General features: G+C 46.5%; 18 protein-coding genes and 1 pseudogene. 9 read left to right on the forward strand and 10 right to left on the reverse strand.

What is annotated here, in order from left to right; translation table 11 throughout:
* Window positions 1-7: 7 nt before the first annotated feature.
* The 9 genes and pseudogenes from IEY09_RS15500 to IEY09_RS15540 form a co-directional block, all read right to left on the reverse strand.
* Complete coding sequence (locus IEY09_RS15500; protein ID WP_188871741.1) at window positions 8-907, reverse strand: DMT family transporter; 900 nt, start codon at window positions 905-907, stop codon at window positions 8-10.
* Window positions 908-1,140: 233 nt separating this feature from the next.
* On the reverse strand, window positions 1,141-2,151 hold the full coding sequence (locus IEY09_RS15505) for a LamG-like jellyroll fold domain-containing protein (protein WP_188871743.1): 1,011 nt from the start codon (window positions 2,149-2,151) through the stop codon (window positions 1,141-1,143).
* 61 nt (window positions 2,152-2,212) lie between these two features.
* On the reverse strand, window positions 2,213-3,232 hold the full coding sequence (locus IEY09_RS15510; protein WP_188871745.1) for a sensor domain-containing diguanylate cyclase: 1,020 nt from the start codon (window positions 3,230-3,232) through the stop codon (window positions 2,213-2,215).
* 266 nt (window positions 3,233-3,498) lie between these two features.
* Entirely contained in the window at window positions 3,499-4,548 is a 1,050-nt protein-coding gene (locus IEY09_RS15515; protein ID WP_188871762.1) for a transposase, read from the reverse strand.
* A gap of 90 nt (window positions 4,549-4,638) precedes the next feature.
* A pseudogene (locus tag IEY09_RS20395) lies at window positions 4,639-4,848 on the reverse strand (hypothetical protein); the annotation flags it as partial.
* Window positions 4,849-5,156: 308 nt separating this feature from the next.
* The gene (locus IEY09_RS15525; RefSeq protein WP_007646896.1) at window positions 5,157-5,534 is read right to left on the reverse strand and encodes a DP-EP family protein; all 378 of its coding nucleotides are present in this window, start codon (window positions 5,532-5,534) and stop codon (window positions 5,157-5,159) included.
* Window positions 5,535-5,555: 21 nt separating this feature from the next.
* Window positions 5,556-8,807, reverse strand: a complete 3,252-nt coding sequence (locus tag IEY09_RS15530) for an nSTAND1 domain-containing NTPase (RefSeq protein WP_188871747.1) — start codon at window positions 8,805-8,807, stop codon at window positions 5,556-5,558.
* Window positions 8,808-9,175: 368 nt separating this feature from the next.
* On the reverse strand, window positions 9,176-10,507 hold the full coding sequence (locus IEY09_RS15535; RefSeq protein WP_188871749.1) for a DUF4785 domain-containing protein: 1,332 nt from the start codon (window positions 10,505-10,507) through the stop codon (window positions 9,176-9,178).
* A gap of 10 nt (window positions 10,508-10,517) precedes the next feature.
* Complete coding sequence (locus tag IEY09_RS15540; RefSeq protein WP_188871750.1) at window positions 10,518-11,375, reverse strand: lipase family protein; 858 nt, start codon at window positions 11,373-11,375, stop codon at window positions 10,518-10,520.
* Window positions 11,376-11,865: 490 nt separating this feature from the next.
* Between IEY09_RS15540 and IEY09_RS15545 the strand changes: the two genes are divergently transcribed.
* From IEY09_RS15545 to IEY09_RS15570, 6 genes are all read left to right on the forward strand, one after another.
* Window positions 11,866-12,213 (forward strand): hypothetical protein, encoded by a 348-nt coding sequence (locus IEY09_RS15545; protein WP_037416982.1) that lies wholly within the window; start codon window positions 11,866-11,868, stop codon window positions 12,211-12,213.
* A gap of 174 nt (window positions 12,214-12,387) precedes the next feature.
* Window positions 12,388-13,086 carry a TetR/AcrR family transcriptional regulator gene (locus tag IEY09_RS15550; RefSeq protein ID WP_188871752.1) on the forward strand — a complete coding sequence of 233 codons (699 nt, stop codon included), beginning with the start codon at window positions 12,388-12,390 and terminating at the stop codon, window positions 13,084-13,086.
* Window positions 13,087-13,163: 77 nt separating this feature from the next.
* Window positions 13,164-14,099, forward strand: a complete 936-nt coding sequence (locus IEY09_RS15555) for an HlyD family secretion protein (RefSeq protein WP_373290369.1) — start codon at window positions 13,164-13,166, stop codon at window positions 14,097-14,099.
* 95 nt (window positions 14,100-14,194) lie between these two features.
* A complete protein-coding gene (locus IEY09_RS15560; protein WP_188871764.1) occupies window positions 14,195-15,136 on the forward strand; it encodes an ABC transporter ATP-binding protein in 942 nt (313 codons plus the stop codon).
* Window positions 15,126-16,247 (forward strand): ABC transporter permease, encoded by a 1,122-nt coding sequence (locus IEY09_RS15565; protein WP_188871756.1) that lies wholly within the window; start codon window positions 15,126-15,128, stop codon window positions 16,245-16,247. The genes IEY09_RS15560 and IEY09_RS15565 overlap by 11 nt, the downstream gene beginning before the upstream one ends.
* A gap of 310 nt (window positions 16,248-16,557) precedes the next feature.
* Window positions 16,558-17,844, forward strand: a complete 1,287-nt coding sequence (locus IEY09_RS15570) for an acetyl-CoA hydrolase/transferase family protein (protein ID WP_188871758.1) — start codon at window positions 16,558-16,560, stop codon at window positions 17,842-17,844.
* 220 nt (window positions 17,845-18,064) lie between these two features.
* On the opposite strand, the gene IEY09_RS15575 is transcribed toward IEY09_RS15570, so the two are convergent.
* The gene (locus IEY09_RS15575; protein ID WP_069454644.1) at window positions 18,065-19,630 is read right to left on the reverse strand and encodes a S8 family serine peptidase; all 1,566 of its coding nucleotides are present in this window, start codon (window positions 19,628-19,630) and stop codon (window positions 18,065-18,067) included.
* A 298-nt stretch (window positions 19,631-19,928) separates the two neighbouring features.
* Here IEY09_RS15575 and IEY09_RS15580 point away from each other — a divergent pair, with 298 nt between their 5' ends.
* The 3 genes from IEY09_RS15580 to IEY09_RS20255 all read left to right on the forward strand — a co-directional run bounded on the left by IEY09_RS15580 (window position 19,929) and on the right by IEY09_RS20255 (window position 22,770).
* Window positions 19,929-20,339 carry a hypothetical protein gene (locus IEY09_RS15580; RefSeq protein ID WP_088585797.1) on the forward strand — a complete coding sequence of 137 codons (411 nt, stop codon included), beginning with the start codon at window positions 19,929-19,931 and terminating at the stop codon, window positions 20,337-20,339.
* 555 nt (window positions 20,340-20,894) lie between these two features.
* Entirely contained in the window at window positions 20,895-21,659 is a 765-nt protein-coding gene (locus IEY09_RS20250) for a methyl-accepting chemotaxis protein (RefSeq protein ID WP_229777964.1), read from the forward strand.
* Window positions 21,643-22,770 (forward strand): methyl-accepting chemotaxis protein, encoded by a 1,128-nt coding sequence (locus IEY09_RS20255; protein WP_229777966.1) that lies wholly within the window; start codon window positions 21,643-21,645, stop codon window positions 22,768-22,770. Before IEY09_RS20250 ends, IEY09_RS20255 begins: the two co-directional genes overlap by 17 nt.
* Window positions 22,771-23,011: the final 241 nt, after the last annotated feature.

The following is a 23,011-nucleotide window of genomic DNA, read 5'->3' on the forward strand; positions in this document are numbered from 1 at the left end:
ATTTTACTCATTTATTCATGGTGGCAAACAGAGGGATTTTCAGGGCTTTGTATTGGCTTAACCAACCTTGTGCTATACCCGCCAGCATTATCAGTGCCATACCTATCAATTGCTGTGCGGTTAATGTTTCATTAAATAACCACCACGCCAGAGTGACCACCACCACAGGCTCCATATAGGAGAGTGTGCCGTAGGTGATTGATGGCAATTGATTTAGAGCTTTTACTGCAAACAGAATAGCTAAAAATCCCGGAAAGAACCCAATTGCCAGCAGCCAAGCAAATTGATTCAGGCTGGGTACTAAGGGTGTGGTTAACACTAAGGGAAGTAGGCATAAAGCGCCAACACCTAACTGTACCAGCGTACTTTGATAGGGCGAGGCGGCACTTGGTTTGCGGTTGATTAAGATAAAGCCACTATAGGTCAGTAACGACAGTAATGCATAAAAATATCCCAATATTTCAGAATCATATAGCGATTGGCTCGATGTCACGGGGAGCATTAATATAAAGCCCGCTAAGGCGAGTACCACACTTGCCATACTGAATCGGTTGAGTCTTTCATTAAACACAAAGTGCGCAAAGAGTGACGCTACCACAGGTGCGAGGTAGATGATCATAATCACGGTTGCCATTTGAGTGTATTGAATAGCCTCGATATAAAAAGCCATAAATCCGGCGAGCATTGCGCCATTTATTAAGGTGCGTTTGCTCGGTTTATGGCGAATTTGCTGTCCTTTACCCGTTAACAGCATATAGGCCATTAAAAACAGCGCGCCGAGTAGCAGGCGGTAAAAGGTAATATGTTCGGCTGGCAGAGCTGCAAAGCGTGCGAATACGCCAATCGTGCCCATTAAGGTGGCAGCCAATAGGGCAAAGAGCAAGGCCAAAGTAGGAGGTGGATTCATGTGTCACCTTTAGCGTACAGTCCAGTACTGTAGAAACAGTCCAACGGGTAAGGACGCTGAGTTTGCCCTAAAATATCTAGCTAGGCTAGCGAGGTATTCGACTGTACTTTGGGTATAGTGCAAACTAGCTGTTTCGAAGGGGGGCTTTTTATGATCCACGCTATAACGGGGATCGCTTCAGTCTTTAAGTGCTCATCCGCTTGTCGAAGCGAGCAACGATCAATCCTAGGATTTTAATAATCCTTAATAAAGCGCATAGCATGTTTGGCTAGCGTAAAATCGGTATTTTCACTGATACGAATTTCGGCGACTAATCGACTTGAAGTAGATTGACTGATAAAGCAATCAAATGTCAGTTCGTTGGTAAGCTGCAAATGAACATGGGAACGGTTAGGTGTGAGAGATTTTAATATATCAAAATTTAACGCAATATCGGGATCCTCTTCGTAAAAATAATTAGCATGATAAATAAAGTGTGGCCAATTTTGATTATTTGATTCAATTATATAAGCACAACGATCATTGGCTGGAATAATATTAGATAGCTGTTTTTTGAAATTATTTGTGGTTAGATTGTTTTTAATGAATTTATATTTCGTATCATTAAAAATAACTAGCATCACATCTTGCCTTGTTGAGTTAAGTGGGTTTGAATGAATGTTTTTTAGGGAATGTTTATCTTGTGCAGTATAAATATTGTTTTCGGTGATAGATGACTGACTATCAGGTTGCAGATAATAATTTAGGATTTGATAGTCTGTTAAGTAGTGTTCAATTAAACTGATGTTAGTCATTTCTCCTTCAAAAGATAATGCGTTATTGGACATAGCCTTTAATACACGGTTATCTGTTAAAGGGATAATTTGCTGTTGAACTTCGATTTCATCGCCATCGATATAACATTTTAGCTTATGATATTGGTAGCTGATGGATAATAAATGCCAATAATCATCATTTAAATCACCTGACATCGAAGCCATTTCAATCGATAATAATCGGCTATTAACAACCGATTCAATATTGCCAAGTGCATTTATCTTCACAATAAAGCCCGTATGATTAAACTCACAACAATATTGAAATACTAGTCCTCCATGTTGGTTTTTTATCCAAGCTTGCCAAGTGAAAATATCGAGTGTTTTCGAGCCTAATAAAACGACTTTAGCCGTATTTTCTGATGTTTCTTGAGCGAGGTCTTGAACTAAGTTATTCGAGCTAAAACAGATATTTTTTGAGGTTTTCATGGGTGACATCCTTGTGGTTATGTCATGCATAAACCTTTGGTTTTATTTCAGACAAATATCATCACAGCGAGGTATTAATTCTATCGCGACCATCGGCCTTGGCGCGGTAAAGCGCGGTATCGGCGGCGCATACCATGGCGAGTGAGGTACGGAACTGGCCATTGACTTCACTGGCAATCCCTTGGCTGGCGCTTACCGAGACATAATCCCTGAGCCCTTGGTCGGTAAAGCGAATATTATTAATCCCTTGCTGAATTTTTTGCGCTATGGTCAGCGCCATTTTGGCATTGTGATTAGGCAGGATCAGCGCAAATTCTTCGCCGCCATAACGGGCTGCAAGACCGATTTCGATAGGCACAATGGTGGCGATCACTTTGGCAATTTTTCTAAGGCATTCATCACCTTGGATATGACCAAACTGATCATTAAACACCTTAAAATAATCCACATCGATAATCACTACGCTGATAGGGCGCAGTTTAGCGGTGCATTCATCCCAATGTTGTTGCAGCATTTCATCAAAATAACGTCGGTTCGCCAGTTGGGTGAGGGAGTCGGTGGCGGCCAACTTACGCAGTTTTTGGTTTTCTGCTTTATGGTGAGTTAAATCGTGCATCACCATCACAAACACAGGTTCATGGCTGGGAATATAAGAGATAGACAATTCAACATCTTTGGCCTTACCAGAGGCGCAGATCAGCGTGGTTTCCTGCGCTGGGTGCTGCACGGGGTGACCACAATTGGTGCCTAATTGCACATCGTGGCTCAGGAGATTGTCATAGCGCGCTTGATGATGTTCGGTCAAAAAATTGCGCCAGTCTTGGCCCTTTAAACTCGCCTGCGGGCAATCGAGCAGCTCGGCACTACGTTGATTGCATGAACGGATAAAGCCATTGGCATTCACTAGGATCACTGGCTCGGTTAAATGTTGAATAAAGAGTTCAATGGTCTCGAGGGAAGAATGCTCGAAAAAGTTCAGCGGTAGCTCGGCAGCCTTTGCATGCTGAGTTGCGGGCAATACAGCCTCATCGACAATGGATAAGGCGGGTTGTTGGCGTGCCAGTTTCGGTGAGTTTGTCATTGTTATCTTTCTCCGTGAACTTTAATCATCTGCGCTAGGCGCTTTTCTGAGGATGACTTTATTCTGGTGGAAGAAAAGATACCTTCTGCTTACCTTCTGGTATAATCATATGATTTTAAATGTTTTATTTTTTTACCTTCTGAGTCGTTTTGTCTGCGATTAGGGCGTGGTTGGCTGGGTGCTTGCTTACATCTCGCAAAATTTGGGTTAAATAGCCCCTAATCTGAGGCCTCAAGATTGAGTCGTATACTTGTTATTGGGTCAATTTAATGCAATGTAAGTCCATTAGTTTGCTCGGGATGTAGTGCTTGGCTATGGGATTTTCCTCGACACCATTTGCCACCTTGCTTGTGTTTAAATGCACACATTGCATCCCATCGACCGCTTATGCCACTGTACTGTCGGCGAAACTCCTTGGCTGAAAGTAACCAGGCATCGGATGCTATGCCTAATTCATTAAGTAACTTAGGTCGCTGATTATCAATAAAGCCCTTTTTATCATGGCGGATAGCGCGGCCGGTCCAATCGATAAGCTCAAGATAATCGGCAAAATGAAAGGGGATGCCCGTTTGCTGATGGAGATGCGTTGCACCATCAAATTTTACGAGGGGTTTATGTGGTAATGGCTGAGTGTTATCTACAGGGGGTTGGGTTGACAGTGGTGTGACGCTGTTAGATGAAAGCGCATTCAGGCGCTCTTGAATCGATGTAAAATCAGAGGATTGCAAAGAGTCGGCAATGCCAGCTCGAATAGGATTTAAATCAACGTACATCATACACGCCAGTAATGCTTGCTCATCTAACAGTGCTTGGGATTTAAAACGACCTTCCCAGAAGGCGCCTTTGCACTCATCTTCTCGATTGGCTTTACGGGCAATCTCTTCGTTCAGGCAGCGCATAAACCAAGAGATACTACTTAATCGCTCTTGCCACTCGGCAATTAAGGCATCGAGTAACATGCGTTCGCCGTCGATTAATGCATCACCATTCATATACTTAGTGGCAATGGCATGGCCTTTAGTGATTTGGCACCAGCGGCTGATAATATCTTTTTGCGTTAACGATTTGGCCTTCTCGACATCAATTTTAAGCACTAAATGGTAATGGTTGTTCATCACTGCATAGGCGCAAATGTCGATACAAAAGATGGTGGATAATGCTTTGATTTTATAGACAATCCAGCCACGTCTATGCTCATAACTGCGGCCAGTGAGTTTATCCTCACCGCACAGAAAAGCCCTTCTGACACAGCGATTAATCACATGATAGAAGGGTGTTGTATTGGCATCGATAAGCATTCTTCTGGCCGAGGTCATTATCCGCTCCAAACAGACGCAATCAAGATAATGTAAGGCTAGTATAAGAGGGGATAAAGCACAAAAAGACATGGCTGTCCCCGCTTTTCCGTTGTTCATCACTGCATAGGCGCAAATATCGATACAAAAGATGGTGGATAATGCTTTGATTTTATCGACAATCCAGCCGCGTCGATGCTCATAACTGCGCCCAGTGAGTTTATCTTCACCACACAAAAAAGCCCTTCTGACACAGCGATTGATCACATGATAGAAGGGTGTTGTATTGGCATCAATAAGCATTCTTCTGGCCGAGGTCATGACTCGCTCCAAACAGACAAGGTGAAGATAATTTAAAGACTAGTAGAAGAGGGGACAAAGCACAAAAAGACATGGCTGTCCTCGCTTTTTTACATGATAGAAGGGTGTTGTATTGGCATCGATAAGCATTCTTCTGGCCGAGGTCATGACTCGCTCCAAACAGACAAGGTGAAGATAATTTAAAGACTAGTAGAAGAGGGGATAAAGCACAAAAAGACATGGCTGTCCTCGCTTTTGCTCGGTGGCAAGTAGAGGCGGCCTGGAAGGTGGAGAAAAGGGGACTGCTAAGCAGTCCCTTTCAATGGAGATTAGTTTTCAGGACGGTTAACCACTTCTGGATCAGGACTCAATAACATTAGTGTGTTTGTCGTGTTTGTTAATACAAACTGAAACTTTGTTGTACCCGCTGTGTGGTCCAAATCTACAAGTTGTACCAACTGTCCATCACTACTAATTGTTACGGCGTCAATAATTTCATCAAAAGGAGTGATGAAACCAACGCCAGCAAATTTTAATCCTTTTCCAGTATTATCCACTAATTGATAAGTGATAGTGCTTGCCTCTGTAATTGTTACATCACCTTGGCACGGCTCACCAGTCGTGTCGACATAGCTAAAAACGGGTTCATTATTATCTAAGTTAACAATCACCTTGATAAAGTGAGCGTGACCTTGTACATTTTGCATTTCTTACTCCTTTTTTATTGATTAAAATTCAAGATTATTAATTTTTGATTTAGTAAGAATCTCAATTAATTCTATTCCAGTATTTTTATCATTTAAGCATTTCAATGATTTTATATATGGGATTGTAATTCCTGGACTTTTGTTTTTACTTACAAAAGGTGCTAGTAAGGACTTTATATCTTTACATACTTCAATGTAATTATCGTTTTCATTTAAATTTTTTAATGAGGATGCTTCTATTAATAAGCTTTCTGAAAAGGGTATAATATTGTCTTGAGAGTTTGTGCTATCTTCTTGTAAGGACATGAAGATAGCCTTTGATTTTTTAGAGAAGTCTAGGCTGTCTTTGTAGTTTTTTATTTTATCCATATGCTTTGCAAGAGCTAGATAGTATTTTGCTAATAATTCTTTATCCTTTTTTGATGCTGTTTTATTGATTTTTATTTGTTCAATTAAGCGCTCGAGTTTAAGCTTTTCATCTTGATTGAAATCACCATATCCAAGGCTTATTAGATTTAAGTATGAATAATTTTTCTGCATTTTAATTATTCTATTTTCGGAGTCTTTGTCTGATGCTTTTTTTATAGTTAAAAAACTAAGTTTAGCCTTTTCAACTGCTAATTTAGTATCATTTTTATAATTAATCAAAGTTGATGATAGCTGATAGCTACTTGAAAGCCTTTCAAGAAGATAGGGTTGTTGCTCTAATTTTTCATTCGAAAGTTCAGTTTGTATTTTTTCATGAATATTAATTGCAGAAGTAACTTCACCTAATGAGGTTAAGGAACTTGCTAACCAAGATCGTGCATTTACTACATCAGATAAAAGTTGTGTATTACTAGGATCTGTTTCTAGAGCACTAAGTTTTAATGTCAGAGACTCCTGAAATCCATTCTTTGCTTCAACGAATTGTTGTCGTTGCATAGAAAGCGAACCTAGGGAGTTATATGCATATGATAGTTCCATCAATGCATCCTTATCATCCGGCGCTAAGGAATACATCTTTTGACTGTATTGCAAATACAGTTCAAAAAAGGGTTCGACCGATTCCCACTTTCTATCATCGTATTCAATTTGACCCAACCAAAAGGCATTGGCGCCTAAGGTTTTTAGCAAGGCTAGGTTGTCTGGCTGCAATTCGAGCAGCGGCAGCATTTTTTCCTGCGCGGCGAGTAGGGCGCTGCGGGCTTCATCGATTTTATTGCGTGAATAGGCGACTTCGCCCATGGCCTCTAAGGTCTGCCCATGTTGGAAGCGGGCATCGAAGCTTAAGTACTTCTCATCGTCTTGGCTGGAGAAATCCGTGAAATATTCCAATGCCTTATTACTGATGCCATCGAGTAAGTCCATCCGGCCGATGCCGCGCATCTTATCGGCGAAGTCACCCACCATAAACCCGAGTAGATCTTCGGCGGCGAGGCGTTTTTGCTGGGCCAGCTTTTCGGCTTCGATACTGCGAACACTCATAATGACCGAGGTTAAGGTGAGTACGCACAGCAGGGCGACGGTGACGCGCCTCGTCCAGCGCAGCATAGTGGCGCGTTTGCTGGAGGCGGCAATAAAGTCGGTTTCCCGCTCGTCTAAGTCAAACAAGGGGTTTTGCCTAAGGCTTTGGGCCTCTTTTAAGGGTTTACCCTCGGCCAGCAAATAGGCGCTGTGTTTGGCTTCGCTGAGCCAGCGCTGGGATAAATGCTGTAGTCGGCTCTTAATACTGAGGCTGTCGTTATGTTCGCTGATCCACACCGTCGCCCTTGGCCAGCGGCGCAGCAGGGCTTCGTGGGCGATGCTAAAACAGGGTTCACCATTTTGCAGATGGGACACAAATAAGCGGCTATCGACCATGGCTTGCACTAGGGCGGTTTCGGCCGCGCTTTGCAACTGCGACCAGCGGGCGGTGCGGCTGGTGATGGATTTTTCATCCTCACGCAGGGTGACTAACAGGGACAAAATCCGCGGCAGACTGGCTTTTTCGGCCTCAGTTAAATGGGAGATGGCCTGCTCGGCATTTTTACCGATAGCGCCTTCGATGCCGCCCAAGGTGCGATACACAGAGACCAATAGTTTGTCATCGTCACTGCGTTGTAAATACAGCGCCTGTAAGGTGTATTGCAGCATGGGCAGCGCATCTGGATTGCTGGCGGCATCGCTACAGAGCATTTCATCGAGCGGCATGGCGGTGTCGCTGTCAATGTCCCAAGTTAAATTGGCGGCAACGGCTGGCAGGCGGATCATCTGCAGCAGCTCGGTGCGAGTGGGCGGCGCTAAGTCGAAATGGGCGCCGCGGGCTTTGCCCGCCATCAGGCTGGGATAATTGACTAGCTGCGGATAAAAGTCGTTACGACAGGCACTTATAATCAACACCGCATGGGAAGTGGCAAGGCGCTCTAATAGCTCGATAAAGGCGCTGCGCTCGGTGTCACTAAACAGCGGCGATGATAATAGCACCTCTAATCGATCGATAAATAAGGCAAAGCGTGGTGTAGCATAAGCCTGATTTTTAAGGCTTTGTTTACATATATCGACAATGCTTTGTGGATCTTGCTCAAGCTTGGCGGCAAGCGAGTCTGCGCTCATTCCCTCAAAGACTGGGGTGTCGTTTAGTTCCCAGTCGAGCATGGCACTGGCCAGATCGGTGAGCAGTTGTCCCTTGCTTACATCGGCAAAATCGAGGCTGCTATAGGCCACAACGCCAACGCCATTAAAGCCATTGGCGGCCATGAGGTTAGGCAATACACCTGCATTAATTAAGGAGGATTTACCGCTACCACTCGGGCCTAAAATTAAGCAGAAAGCGCGGCCAAATTGAATTTGCTGGCTAATGCGATTCAGTAGCGTGCTAATTTGCTCGCTGCGGCCGAAGAACACGTCGGCATAGTTGGCGCTGTAGGCTTGCAGGCCCGGAAAAGGCGAGCCGCCTTGCCAAGTCTGTGGCGTGGCGCTGGCCTCGTGGCCAACCGGAAAGCGAACCTCGGCTAAGGTGCGATAGCCACGTTTGCGAATGGTCTCAATGTAACGGGATTCGGTGGCGCTATCGCCTAAGGCGCGACGTAACTGGTTAATAATCTTATGCAGTGGATTGTCGCCCGTGTCGACCCCCGGCCAGCAATGGCTAACAATTTCGTCGCTGCTGACTACTTCACCGGCGTTTTGGCAGAGAAACAACAACACATCCATCGCCTTAGGCTCAAGCTGTTTGACTTGTTTGCCCAGAAGCAGGCTGTTGGCGCTGGGATTGACTTGCCATTCACCAAAAAAAAATGTGCTGTCACTCATAGGATTTCCATTGCTTGAGCATCGACTAAGGCGGGGGAATCGCGGTGCCATTAGCCATTGTTATTTTTATATTCCATTTGCATATGTTGCTATGGGGTTTTGCGTCAAAACATTGGCATTATGCCTAGACTCCTTGTTATTTAAAAGCAGTAAGCTTTTATAATCAATGTAAATTTTATCTTGAAATTGTGACAGCATTTTGTACTGATACCCATGTGTTGTCACAGGGTTGGGGGATTGCGCGATAATTGCACTTTTACTTGGGTAAACGCTTGGCTTGGCTGCATTAACTCGGATGACGGGTAAAAAAAGAGTGCCCAAGGCGGGCACTCAAAGCGGTTGGGAAGGGAGAAATGGGTTAAATTGAGTTAGCGCGTAAGCACCAGTGCGTTGGCCTGAAAACTTAACCGTGCCATTTGCCCTTGGTCTTGCAGCTCTAGCTCGTTGAGTTCGAAGGGCGGTTGCAGGCCCGATGCTTGGATGAGAGTTGGGTCAAACATCAGCTTGAGTTTGGGGGATTCGGGCGTTAACCAAGTCGCCGCTTGGGTGCGCATAATCGCCACTTTTTGACCCTCGGCATTGGTGCCCGTTAGCACGCCACTCAAACCAAAGCGTCCCGCTTCGGCGATATCGAGCTCAAAGTTGACTTGATTCGGTACGCCTTTATCCCAAACGGTTAGCACTTCGGGTTTGATGCTGGCCGAGTTCACATAGGACTTAAAGGCGGTTTTCACCGTGCGCTGTACTGGGCGGCCATCGACTTGAGTCTGAACGGTAACTTCGATTTCACTCAGCCCCGCATTGCTGCTGGCAAGGGGCAAGTCCGCGGGCACTAAAGCCTGCCATTCATCCCCCTGTTTCACCATGGCCAGCGCTTGCTCTGTGCCATCGGCTTGCTTGAGTTTGGCCTGAGGCGCAAATTGATTATCGCTTTGGCTTAAAGCGAGTTTTACCCCAACCGTTTGGGCATCGGCCGCAATCGCGCTCGGCGCCTTGATACTCAGTTGATAGGGCGAGCCTTTTTCCTTCACGTTGACCAAATAGTTGGCCTTAGCGACCAAGGGCTGGCTGACTTGTAGGCGATATGCTCCGGCCGTGGCCTTTTCAGACATCTGTAGTGCGCTGGAATCATCGGCTAAGCCTGCGCTGGCTAAGGCTTCGGTGCTCACCAGCGATTTAACCAAGGATTCCGTTGCTTGCGGGCTGCTGGCGTTTTTACCCTGCGGCGTTTGGTCTATCCGCTGAATTTGCACCCGCTCGGGGGCTACGGCATCGGCATGCATTAAGGCGCCTGTGCTGACATCGCCACGGGGCGCAATTCGCACTAAGCTGCCCGCTTGGCTTAAGTTGAGCTGCACGCCAGCATTTAGCTCGGCGCCGGTGACATTTAGCCAATACTCATCACTTTGGCTTGCCTGCTCAAGCACGGGTTGACTGGCTTGGTATTCACCATAGAGCGGGGTAATAAAGCTGATGTAATCGGAACTGGTATTAATCGGCGCGAGAGTTGGCGAGGCGATATTAGTATCGACAAGGTCGCTCTGCGTCGGCGCGGCTAAGGTTAAGCCCTTGGCATACATTGGGCTGGCTTCTTTTTGTGGCTCAGGCGTGGGTGAATCATCCTGACAGGCACCGAGCAGGCTAGCTAATATGGCCAAGCTGACCGCTTTGCTTAAGGTGCGGAGTGTAAAAGGTTGCATGTTAGGCTCCTTAAATATGATTGCGGATCAGCGTGTCTAAGTTAAAGCAGGCACGGCGACTCTGCTGATGGCTTAACGGTTCTTGGCCTCGGGTCTTTTGTTTATCGGTAAACCAGACTGTGCCTGCGGCTTTTTGGGAGCTGCAATTTAAGAAGCCGTCGGAGCAGCTATCGAGCCAGTTTTGGGTAGTTTCGAGGGCGACCTGATATTGATAGCCAGCGCAGTAGCTGTCGCTGTCCCAAATGGCGGAATCCACATCCGAGCCGACAACCACCTCGAAGGGCTTACCTAAACTCGGACGACCAGCGGTGCCATAGAGCCAAGTGTTGTTGTAGTTTGCCATCCAGCCGACTTGCTGCTGTTTGACCGCATTGCTGCCATAGCCTAAGAGCCAACCTAGAGTCGTTTCGAACACATTGCCTTGATTGACTGCATCGGACAGCGGCGTGCCGCCACTCGATGGCGCGAGGGCGATGACTCTGGAGGTGGCTTTGATCACCGCAGGATAACGGCTGTCCCAGGTGGGGTTTGATAAAATCCAGCGCACCACATTACCGCCATTAGAGTGGGTGAGCAGGATTAAATCATCAATATTCTTCGCTTGAATAAAGCTATTGAGCTGAGTGGCGAGGCAACCCGCGGCGGCTTCTTCCCACATATATTGGTCGAAGTCACAGTTGATGACAGTGTAATTATTGGGGACGGGGATCCCTTGGCGCACTGAGTTAACAAATTCCGAAGTCCAATAGTCGGCTAACGCATTGGTTTGTTTTCCGGTTCCGTGAACAAAGGCGATACCTGTTGCGGCAAAAACCGCGGGACTGACAGCTAACAGACCCAAGAGCATTAAGGTGTTTTTTATCTTCATGGGTGTTTCTCATCTCTAGTGATTGAGCGCGGCCTTACAGTGCATTGCAATCGTGAACATTAATCAGGTGTCTGTGTCGATTGACATCGCTGCACTCTGGTGCAAGGCAATCTTAGGCTGGTTTTAAGGAATGCTGCGCAGTAAAACCACTGGGAGTAAAAGTTCACAAGCTGAGTGACCTTGCTATGGTGGACAGGGTAGACTCTTACTCTGGCTTATTAACCTAGTCGCAACATTTGGGGCTGGCAAGCAAAAATTCGCTATACAATTTAATGACATAGCGACAATCTTTTGACTTTGTTTTAATATGACCTAACCGACAGCTAATTGCTTGATCAGTAAACGCTAATAAAACGTATAGCGTATTTAGCCGTTTGAATTGGCTGGGATGGCTCAAAAATTATTTTTACTTTAACGTTTTGGATCGTTATTGGTTCTATAGCGTTTTCACACTTATTGGGAGGCACCTTTGGCCATCACACAACAGGAAATGAGCCGCTGTTTAACCGAACTCAATTGCCGTAGCAATTTTTCGGTGAAGAGCATTACCGAATATATGTTGCCAGGTACTAAGGAAGCCTTTTACCTGCATATGGATGGCAAAACGCCGCAACTGATTATTCGCCCCGCGTTTGAGATATTTTCGGGTGAATTTACCACCTTAGCAGGCGTGCATGCTAAATATGACTATTACCACAGCGCGGAAATGACGCGATTTCCCAAACGTTTACATAAAAGTCTGACTGAAACCCACTATGGATTGGCCTTTAGTTTTGATTCCATTGAGGCGGTGCAGCAATTTATTGAGCGTTTAAGCGCTATCGTCAAAGGGGCTTAGGATTTCATCAAAGATAAATACAAGCCTTAAGAGTGGTTTTAAACCTCTGATATTTTAGGCTTAAGCCTTTAGGTTAAATTCCTCAATTTTAACCAAAATGAGGAATTTAACTGCTGCCTTTTCCAGCAGCTTTTCAGTATATTCATCAATAGATGAATTCTGCCGGAGAGGCTTATGTCGGTTATCCCTCGTCGCCCAAGAGGTGTGGTTCCCTTTGCCGCCCAATCTGGGCTGTCTATGGCTGCTGGTCGCCCGAAAGGCAACTCTGATGCACGTCAACGGCTGATCACCGCCGCGGTGACGCTCTTTAGTGAACGCAGTTATCCCACTGTTTCTACTCGTGAAATAGCCCGTGAGGCCGAGGTGGATGCGGCGCTTATCCGTTATTACTTTGGCTCTAAGGCTGGGCTATTCGAGCAGATGGTGCGTGAAACCCTCGAGCCTGTGATTGCGCGTTTGCGTGAAATCTCCTGCGCTCAAGCACCTAATGATATTGGCGAACTGATGCAGATCTATTATCGGGTGATGGCACCTAATCCCGGATTACCCCGATTAATTGTGCGCGTGTTGCAGGAAGGCGATGGCACCGAGGCCTATCGGATCATGTTGTCGGTGTTTGAGCAAGTGTTATCCCTTTCACGCCGTTGGGTTGAGTCGGCATTAGTGAATGCTGGATTACTCAAAGCAGGGCTAGACCCCAATTTAGTGCGCCTGAGTTTTATCAGTTTGATGGTGTTTCCGCTGATTGCTCCCCCGGTTTTAATGCGTCAGTTTGGCCTGTTTAGTAGCAATGCCGAGGATTTACAACGTTTGGCACTGCACAATATGCAGGTGTTTACCCAGGGCGTTTTGCGTGAACCTAGGAGTGAATGATGAGTGTATCTAATGGGTTAGCTGTGATGTCGGTTAAGACGCGGCAACTATCTCCCCAAAGATGGGGCAAGCTGGTGATGAGTCTATTGGGCGCGGCGCTGTTGCTGCAATTAACAGCCTGCGGCGATGAATCCCCCCGAGTGCTGGGTACGGTTGAGCGCGATAGGTTAACCCTCACCGCCCCTGTGGGGGAGCTGATTAATCGAATTAATGTGGTCGAAGGCCAGCAAGTGCAGGCGGGGGAAGTATTACTCGAGCTGGATAGCACCGCCGCTCAGGCGCGCCTTAGCCAGCGTCAGGCCGAGCTTAAACAAGCCAAGGCAAAGCTGGCGGAAGCGGTAACGGGGGCTCGCTCGGAAGACATAGATAAAGCCCGCGCCGCCCTTGATGGCGCCAATGCCAGTGTTAAAGAGGCGCAGCAGAGTTTTGAGCGTACGCAGCGGTTATTTAAGACTAAGGTGCTCAGTCAAGCAGATTTAGATGCTGCGCGCGCGGCGCGTGATACCAGCCTTGCCAAGCAAGCCGAAGCCGAGCAGAGCCTAAGACTGCTGCAAAACGGCACCCGCAGCGAGCAACTCGAACAAGCCAGAGCCGCAGTCGAGGCGGCCATGGCTGGCGTGGCGCAGGAGCAAAAAGCCCTCAAGGATTTAAGCCTAGTGGTGGCGAGAGCCGCTGTGGTAGATACCTTGCCTTGGCGGGTGGGTGATAGGGTGGCCGCAGGGAGTCAACTTATTGGTTTATTGGCAATTGAGCATCCCTATGTGCGGGTGTATCTGCCTGCGACTTGGCTCGATAGGGTCAAGGCGGGTAACCAAGTTAAGATCCTTGTCGATGGCCGCACGCAGCCTATTGCTGGCACTGTGCGTAATATTCGCAGTCAACCGGCTTACACACCTTTTTATGCCTTAAATGAACGCGATAGGGCGAGATTGATGTATCTCACCGATATTGATATTTCGCCAGAAGGACAGGATTTACCCACGGGAATGGCCCTTGAGGTACAGTTGCCATGAGTGCACAACAGGCTTCAGCAGATATATCAGTCGCTGGAACATCTGCGGCTGAAACATCAACCGCGGCATCTGAGTTTGCTATCGAAACCCGTGGTATGACCCGCGCCTTTGGCGGTGTTAATGCGGTAGAAAATCTCGATTTGGCGATCCCTAAGGGCACGATTTATGGTTTTTTAGGTCCCAATGGTTGTGGTAAATCGACCTCCATTCGGATGTTGACTGGGCTGCTTAGCCCAACCTCGGGGGATATTCGGGTGTTGGGCGAAACCTTGCCCGGCGCCGAGGAAAAACTGCGCCGCCGCATTGGCTATATGACGCAAAAATTCTCCCTCTACGACAATTTATCGGTGCGGGAAAATCTCGAGTTTGTGGCGCAAATTTATGGGTTAAATCGTCGCCAAACCAAGGCGCGTTTGGCCGAGTTATTAAGCCTGTACGATTTGGCGGGGCGCGAGAAGCAAATGGCGGGCTCCATGAGTGGTGGGCAAAAGCAACGTTTAGCCTTAGCCGCCGCGACCTTGCATCACCCCGAGCTGTTATTTCTCGATGAGCCAACGTCGGCGGTCGACCCTGAAAATCGCCGCGAGTTTTGGGAGCGACTGTTCGATCTCTGCGCCCAAGGCACCACGATTTTAGTCTCGACCCACTATATGGATGAGGCCGAGCGTTGTCATGGTCTCGCGATTTTAGAGCGTGGGATAAAACGTGCCGACGGCTCGCCACAACAATTAATGGCCGCCATGGGCGCGCGGGTGATTGAAGTGTCGGGGGAAGATTTACGTAAGCTTAAACAGTCGCTTATCAGCGATGCCAACGTGTTATCGGCGGCGCAGATTGGCAGTCGTTTACGGGTATTAGTGCAAAGTTCGATTGCAGATCCGCTGGCTTGGTTAAGCCCAAGGGTTGCTGGGCGGGCACTGACCGAGGTGCGCCCAAGCCTTGAGGATGTGTTTGTGACTTGCACGGGCGGACGTGCCCAGCTAACGCCGCCAAACGGCAGTGAGGCCACGACAGTGGAGGCTCAAGATGCTAGGTAGAATTTGGGCCGTAGTGGTCAAAGAACTCAGGCAGTTATCGCGGGATCGCATGACCTTCGGCATGATTGTGATGATCCCCTTAGTGCAGTTGATGCTGTTTGGTTATGCCATCAATACCGATGCGCGTCATTTGCCCGCAGGTTTAGTCAATTTAAGCGATTCCGCCTATAGTCGTGCCTTGGTTAAAGCGGTAGATGCGACCCAAGTGGTTGATTTTAAATATCACTATTTGAATGTCAACGAGGCGGAAGCCGCGATCACTCGGGGCGAAGTAAAAGCCGTGCTGTATTTAGGTGCCGATCTTGATGAGCGTTTAGTACGGCATCCAGCGTTTGCAGGGCAGACCTATTTTGCTGAGCCTGTGGGGCAATGGTTGGTGGATGGGTCGGATACTGTGGTCGCCTCTACTATTCGCAGTTTAAGGCAAATGCCACTGGATGAGATTGCGGGCAGGGCGGTCAAATCGAATCCCCCCAGTTTTGAGGTGGTGCAGTATTTTAACCCTGAGCAGCGATCTGTGGTGAATATCGTCCCCGGCCTCTTAGGGGTCATTTTGACTATGACCATGGTGATGTTTACCTCGGCCGCGATTGTGCGCGAACGCGAGCAGGGCAATATGGAGTTTTTAATCACCACGCCGGTGAGGCCACTTGAGCTAATGCTAGGTAAAATAACCCCTTATGTGTTAGTCGGCTTTGTGCAATTGGCGATTATTCTTACCGCTGGGCATTTGCTGTTTGCTGTGCCGATTCGCGGCGGTTTGGACTCGATTGCGCTGGCGGCCATGTTGTTTATCTGCGCCAGTTTGACCTTAGGCCTAGTGATTTCGACCATCGCGAAAACCCAGTTACAGTCGATGCAAATGACGGTGTTTATCCTGCTGCCATCGATTTTGTTGTCGGGTTTTATGTTCCCCTACGAGGCCATGCCCGTAGCGGCGCAGTGGATTGCCGAGGCGTTACCCGCGACGCACTTTATGCGTATGTCCCGCGCGATTGTGCTGAGGGATGCCCAGGTGAGTGACTTGCAATTTGATGCCTTGTGGATGATTGGTTTTACCTGCTTGGGGCTGCTGGTGGCAAGCCTGCGCTTTTCCAAACGTTTGGATTAAGGGGCTGACTCACGCTTTAGGCGCGAGTTTTGATTTAACGCAAATTATGCGTAAAGATTTGGACTAAGTAGTTGAAATGGATGTTAGTTACTTTAGAACTCGCTTACACTGCTGCTAACAAAATGTTCCTTTTATGTGATGGCTTAGTGTGTCCCTTCGCGCGATTTATGCAGACCGATTTGTGTAAATCGATACCTGAGGTTATCAGCTCAGTGAATGTGAAGGCCTATTCGGCTGAGCAGCGCGATGCGTATCAACGTTACATCATACGCAAAAGGAATAGAGATTTAGCTTAGCGAAGGAATTCTGTATGCCTGCGATTGTGTGTCAAAGTGCCCTCGAAGCGGTTTCACTGATCCAAAGTGGCGAAACCCTGTGGACCCATTCCATGGGCGCAACTCCAAAAGTCTTATTAGATGCGCTGGCAAAACATGCGCTCACCCTTGAAAATCTCACCTTATTACAGTTACATACCGAAGGTGCTGAATCCTTAAGTCATCCCGATTTACGTGGGCATTTGCGCCATCGCTGTTTTTTCGGTGGGGTGCCTACAAGGCCGTTATTACAAAGTGGCGATGCCGATTATGTGCCGATTTTCCTCTCTGAAGTGCCTAAACTATTCCGCTCCGGCGAGCAAAAAATCGATACCGCGATTATCCAAGTGTCGCCGCCGGATAAACATGGCATGTGTTCCTTAGGAATTTCGGTGGAGGCCACTTTAGCCGCCTGCCAAGTGGCAGGTAAAATCATTGCCCATATTAATCCACAAATGCCCCGCACCCACGGCGATGGTTTTATTCATATCGACCGTTTTGCCGCCGTGTATGAGCAAAGCGCCAGTTTACCCATTCATTCGTTTGCCACTGGCGATGCTGTGAGTCTGGCGATAGGGAAAAATGTGGCTAAATTAGTCCGCGATGGCGATTGTTTGCAGATGGGCATTGGCGCGATTCCCGATGCGGTATTGTCCTGCCTGACCGAGCACAAAGACTTAGGCGTGCATACCGAGTTATTTTCCGACGGGATTTTGCAATTAGTTGAAAAGGGCGTGATTAACAATAGTAAAAAGCGCTTTTACCCCGGAAAACTGGTCACAGGTTTCGCCTTAGGTAGCCAGAAGTTATATGACTATGTGGATGATAATCCTGCGGTTATCTTTATGGATATCGAGCAAGTCAACGACACGTCTATTATCCGTAAAAACCCCAATGTAATGGCGATTAACTCGGCGCTGCAGGTCGATCTCACTGGGCAAGTGTGTGCCGATTCCATTGGCACTAAGATTTATTCGGGCGTGGGTGGCCAGATGGACTTTATCCGCGGCGCAGGGCTGTCCGAAGGTGGCCGCTCTGTGATTGCGCTGCCAAGTACTGCGGCGGGAGGTCGAGTTTCTCGCATCGCTAGCGTGTTATCTCCTGGGGCGGGGGTTGTAACTACCCGCGCCCATGTTCATTACATAGTGACCGAATATGGCGCGGCTAATCTTCGTGGCCGCTCGCTACGTGAACGGGCACAGGCCTTGATTAATATCGCCCATCCGGATTTTCGTGAGCAACTTTGCCGCGATGCCTTTGAAGAGTGGGGATTAAGTCTCTAGCCTTGTAAATCATGGCGTTATTACTTAATGCCTATTGCTGTGTTGTTATGCCTTTCAATGCTGAGATGAAGAAGCGTAAAGCGAGAATTTGTTCAAGGAGCCTTTTGAACTGAGTTTAGCTTGTATTCTTGCTTCATATATCAACCGCCTTCAACTCACTCTTAATGTAAAAAATCAGCACAAGTGCTGATTTTTTACATTGAAATAAGCTTTGTTAAGCTTATTTGCCTGAGCAACCATAGGTGGTGAGGTAAGTATCGGCCGCTTTAGCATTGACGATACCATAACCAAAGTAGATATCTTTACCCGCTGCGCCCGCATCCATTGCGGTTGCTTTTAACGCTTTGCGAATTTGGGCTCCAGTACATTGAGAATGGTTAGACCACACGAGTGCTGCAATACCCGATACCGCTGGGGTTGCCATCGATGTTCCGCTCATAAAACCATAGTCAACTGCGCCAATCGAGATCGTCGCATTTTGTGCGGCAACAAGGCGAGCTCTATCTTCAAGCGCTGCGCCTACTGCCGGAATACTGGTGGCATTAGTATCTCCCAAAGTGCCGTAGAGCATACCAGCGGTGTTATTGATCAGAATTGCACCCACGCCACCAGAGTTTTCGCAGTTAAGTACTTTATCATGGAAGGAGATCACACCGCGGTCGATCACACAGATCTTACCGTTAGCGCTAGAGTCTACTGCTTGAGCTGTTCCCATAAAGTAAGTATTGCCCGTGGCTGAGCCAGCGTTTTCCATCGCTGAGGAGACTACATTCGCGCCATCGACGCTTAAGGTTGATGCCGTTGCCATCCCAGCTGGGTAGGTTGAGAGTGTATCGACACCGCCTGCGGTGACTTCGACACAGATACCGTCATCATTGACGGCTTTTTTACCGCGACCACTTAAACAGCTGGGATATTGAGAGAAATCGGCAATGTTATTGTTCGCATCGTTAGCGCCGATCATCATGACGGATGGATATCCCGCAGGATAAGAGCGTACTGAATTACCGTCATTACCAGCAGCGGCTACCACTAAGCCTCCGGCAGCTGTAAAGGCATCAAAGGCATTCTTTTCGGTATTGTTTGCCGCACCACCACCTAAGCTCATGCTGATAATCTTAGCGCCCGCATTGCTGCATTTGTTGGCTGCATAGGCTAAATCAGATGAATAGCCCCAACCCGATGCATTGAATACTTTAACGATGTGCATAGGTACGCCAGGTGCCATACCGACGACACCAATATTATTGTTGGCGGCGCCAATGGTGCCCGCAACGTGCGTGCCATGTGGGCCACCATTTTGGAACCAATTTCCTGTACCTGAATCGTTATCGCCAGTAATGTTGTTCCAGTAAAAATCGGGGTTTGAGCTATCTAATCCTGAGTCAATAATACAAACCTTCATGCCCGCATTTGGGTTAAAAGTCACTTGGTTTGCACGGGATTGATATACCGCATATGGCGTGACTTGTTGGGTCATAGGATTACCCGCATCATCGTTATACAGCGCCATAGGATGACGACGAACGTCTTCTTCAATCAGGGTAATGTGAGGATTATTTAATAGGCCTTTGACTTGGGCGAGATCTTTACCTGTAAAAGTTGCAGCAATAAATTCATCCCCTTCAAGATTTATTTCACCACCAAGCTTTTTAGCGAGTGCTTTAACAATACCTTTATGGCCTTCTTCGACTTGAATGACATAACGATTGTCATCCGCATGGGCTTGGGTAATAACGCCTACAGATACGGCAATAACGGCACTGGCTATTTTGGTTAATTTCATTGTGCTTGCTCCATTTGTTATCAAGGTTATAAGACCTAAGTGACACGGAGCATCTACTTGCGCTCCTATGCGCAGACGAGAGTCTGCTGACTTAAGCGAATTCAACCTAACACAGGAAATTGTTTTTAACAAACAAATTACAAATGTAGCAATTTGTAAACATTTGAGCGGTAAGCAAAGGGTGACAATGAGCGCAGCGTTAATAACTAAGCCATGCAGGGGTAATATATTGGCTAATTTTCTTTAAGTTATTTAAATATATTTATTTTTTGTTGATAAGGCCTTGGGGTTAGGGTTTGTGACTGCTTGGTTTGCACTGCTCGCCAAGCAAATCTCACTTCATGATTTGATGGGTTTTATACCAATAATTACCAACTTTAGTGCGGTAAAGGTCGTAACTTCTGGGGTTTTCTTGCAAAGTTTAATGGCTGTGATCATTCTCTTTGAGTTGCAAATCAACTTTAACAATAAGAGCAGAGCCGAAGTTTATATCCACAGCAGTAATGTTGAAGATGAGTATCTGTTTGCGCTAAAAAAGCCTATGAATGGCGTATCAATAGCGATAAAAATCGCCGCTATGGCAATAAGAAATGGAGCATACAAATCCTTTGATTGGGCTCAACTCGACACTAAAAGTAAACAAATGCTAAAAACCATCGGGCTGGATAAGGTCGACTTAAAGTCAGCGATACAACGAAATTTGAAATAATGTTGTGCCGTTAGAAAATCTCTATGCCATTAGATAACACGCTTGTTACTCCGTTCAAAGCCACACTAACACATTGAAGTTGAATAGTATTTCTTAAATCATCCACATAAAACCTTTTATGTCTTTTCATTTGATGTCTATGCCGGATAAGCTGAATTAACTCTGTTTTAATACCGAATCGGATTGCCAGTATTGCTGAGCCCATTCCCCGTCGGGAGAATAGTCTGCGTCATACCAAAGCCCTGATACCATCTAAAAGCTTCGTTGATACGATATGTTGGATATTTTGCAGCCATTACACTGATGGTGTTGATTTAACTTTTTGTTTTTATTTTATAAATTCCGTTTAATTACTTGCCGTGCTTTCTCCTGCCTCTGACTTCCACAATATACTGTTGATTTAAATGTTATACATATAATGTATTTTGCTGATTGGTTAACTAGGTCAATAAACGGTCATGGGAAAATTATTACAATTGCACTGGATTTGTTTACTCATCTTTAAAATTGATACGGGGTATTTAAATGGAAGGTTTGCGCCGCTTGCTAGGAAACATGACAGTAACCAATAAGTTAAGGCTTGGTTTTGGGATCTTGTTATTGCTGATATTTATTGTAGCAGCGGCTGGATACAGGGGACTTACCTCAATCGATATCAGTAGTCGTCGGTTAGAGTTTATTGCCAATGTCGATAAAACTTTGCTTGCGGCCAAGGCCGTGCGATTAGAATTTATCGCAAATGGCGATTTAACAAAATTAGATGAACTCCAGAGCTTAATTGAAAATACAAAAAGTGGTTTACAGCAACAATTGTCAGAGTATAGCGATGCCTACGATAGACAGTATCTTCAAGAATCATTAGTGGCGATGGAACGGTATCATCAATCAATAAATCAGTTTAGTGATGTGTTTAAGCATAAACAGGCATTAAAAGTCACAGGTGCCCAAGTGGGAGCAAAGTTGGTTGCCACATATGCGGAATTGGTCGATAGAATGACCAACAAGGCTCAAGCGACCCAAAATACTGAATTATTAAAAGATGCCTTAAGTGTTAGCCAGCAAATGACCATGTTACGTTATCACATTCGAGGCTATGTCTATGATGCTAGTGATCTTAATTTAAAAACGGCAAAAGATGCCATTGCCAGATTATCTCAGACTATTGCCACTCTTAAGGGAGAGGATACTGCGCAAGCCATACAGATACTGGATCGGTATGACCAAGATATTGATGCGTTAGTCAATGTTAACCGTGATATGGCTAACCTAACACAGTCAATGGGCGCCGGCTGCACAAACATTGATGGTGAATATTCGTGAATTAGTTGACATCCAAAAGCATCAGCGGGCAGACGCGGAGGCTCAAGCCAAGGAGGTGGTACTCGGTACATTAATTGTTGCCTTGGTCGTCGGTCCCTTACTGGCTTGGTTAATCAGTGGACAAATTGTTGGGCCACTTAAACAAACCCTTGTTACAGCGAGAAAAATTGCCGAAGGTGATTTAAGTAGCACTATTCACTCAGAGCGTCAGGATGAGATGGGAGAACTATTGCGTGCCATGGATGAAATGAATAGCACCCTTAGGCAAATGTTGACACAAATAGGTGATAGCGTGGTGCAGTTGGCTTCATCGGCTGAGGTGCTTTCTTCGGTCACAGTACAAAATAGTGTGGGGATGCAAAATCAGCGTAGTGAAACTGACCAAGTCGCTACCGCGATTAATGAAATGGCTGCGACAGTACAAGAGGTCTCAACGAGTGCTGAAAATGTTGCATTAGCCGCTAAAGAGGCGGATCACACCACTGCGGTAGGTAATAAAAAAGTTATCGAAGCGGTTAGCCAAATCGAACTTTTAGCCAAGGAAATAGCGACCACTGCACATGCAATGGAGCGCTTACAATCGGAAAGTGTCAGTATTGGTGCCGTCCTTGATGTGATCAAATCGGTTGCACAGCAGACTAATTTACTCGCACTAAATGCGGCCATTGAAGCAGCAAGGGCTGGTGAGGCGGGACGGGGATTTGCAGTGGTGGCCGATGAAGTGCGAAGCCTTGCGAGTCGCACACAATCCTCTACCGAAGAAATTGAAAATATGATTGTTAACTTGCAAAAAGGGACATCGGAGTCGGTACAAATGATGACCAAAAGCCGAACATTGAGTGATGGCGCAGTGTCATTATCACGCGAAGCCGGTGAGATGTTAGTGGATATTGCCGTTGCGGTTAGCCGTATTCAGGATATGACACATCAAATCGCTGCAGCCTCGGAAGAACAAAGCGCGGTGGCAGAAGATATTAATAAAAGTATCGTGAGAGTGAGGGATATTGCCGAACAAACCGCTGATGGCGCAGCAGAAACAGCAAGCTCCGCCGATAATCTTGCTAGCCTTGGCGTTACGCTAAAAGGATTAGTAACACGTTTTCAGTTATAGGTTCGACTGATCTTATTCGTGAGTATTACTGACTATGAAAAAGAGGCCGTAGATATCCTTAATGCGATGATTTATAGCATTTAAATTTCTACGGCCTACTTCTTATGTTAGTAGGCGGCTTTGTTTCCTAAATCAGTTGAACTAAAACCATAGCTGGTGATCTGATCGGCATAGCCTATCAACTCACCCATCAATCGTGTCAAAACCTCGCTATAAAACAACTAACTGGAAGCAATACAAT

Origin of the sequence: Shewanella xiamenensis, from assembly GCF_014647135.1 — a bacterium.
In the GTDB taxonomy this organism is placed as follows: Bacteria; Pseudomonadota; Gammaproteobacteria; order Enterobacterales; family Shewanellaceae; genus Shewanella; species Shewanella xiamenensis.

Coding starts and splice junctions, on each gene's coding strand:
- IEY09_RS15500 (WP_188871741.1), bottom strand. CDS start 907: ATGAATCCACCTCCTACTTTGGCCTTGCTCTTTGCCCTATTGGCTGCC.
- IEY09_RS15505 (WP_188871743.1), bottom strand. CDS start 2,151: ATGAAAACCTCAAAAAATATCTGTTTTAGCTCGAATAACTTAGTTCAA.
- IEY09_RS15510 (WP_188871745.1), bottom strand. CDS start 3,232: ATGACAAACTCACCGAAACTGGCACGCCAACAACCCGCCTTATCCATT.
- IEY09_RS15515 (WP_188871762.1), bottom strand. CDS start 4,548: ATGACCTCGGCCAGAAGAATGCTTATCGATGCCAATACAACACCCTTC.
- IEY09_RS15525 (WP_007646896.1), bottom strand. CDS start 5,534: ATGCAAAATGTACAAGGTCACGCTCACTTTATCAAGGTGATTGTTAAC.
- IEY09_RS15530 (WP_188871747.1), bottom strand. CDS start 8,807: ATGAGTGACAGCACATTTTTTTTTGGTGAATGGCAAGTCAATCCCAGC.
- IEY09_RS15535 (WP_188871749.1), bottom strand. CDS start 10,507: ATGCAACCTTTTACACTCCGCACCTTAAGCAAAGCGGTCAGCTTGGCC.
- IEY09_RS15540 (WP_188871750.1), bottom strand. CDS start 11,375: ATGAAGATAAAAAACACCTTAATGCTCTTGGGTCTGTTAGCTGTCAGT.
- IEY09_RS15545 (WP_037416982.1), top strand. CDS start 11,866: ATGAGCCGCTGTTTAACCGAACTCAATTGCCGTAGCAATTTTTCGGTG.
- IEY09_RS15550 (WP_188871752.1), top strand. CDS start 12,388: ATGTCGGTTATCCCTCGTCGCCCAAGAGGTGTGGTTCCCTTTGCCGCC.
- IEY09_RS15555 (WP_373290369.1), top strand. CDS start 13,164: ATGAGTCTATTGGGCGCGGCGCTGTTGCTGCAATTAACAGCCTGCGGC.
- IEY09_RS15560 (WP_188871764.1), top strand. CDS start 14,195: ATGACCCGCGCCTTTGGCGGTGTTAATGCGGTAGAAAATCTCGATTTG.
- IEY09_RS15565 (WP_188871756.1), top strand. CDS start 15,126: ATGCTAGGTAGAATTTGGGCCGTAGTGGTCAAAGAACTCAGGCAGTTA.
- IEY09_RS15570 (WP_188871758.1), top strand. CDS start 16,558: ATGCCTGCGATTGTGTGTCAAAGTGCCCTCGAAGCGGTTTCACTGATC.
- IEY09_RS15575 (WP_069454644.1), bottom strand. CDS start 19,630: ATGAAATTAACCAAAATAGCCAGTGCCGTTATTGCCGTATCTGTAGGC.
- IEY09_RS20250 (WP_229777964.1), top strand. CDS start 20,895: ATGACAGTAACCAATAAGTTAAGGCTTGGTTTTGGGATCTTGTTATTG.
- IEY09_RS20255 (WP_229777966.1), top strand. CDS start 21,643: ATGGTGAATATTCGTGAATTAGTTGACATCCAAAAGCATCAGCGGGCA.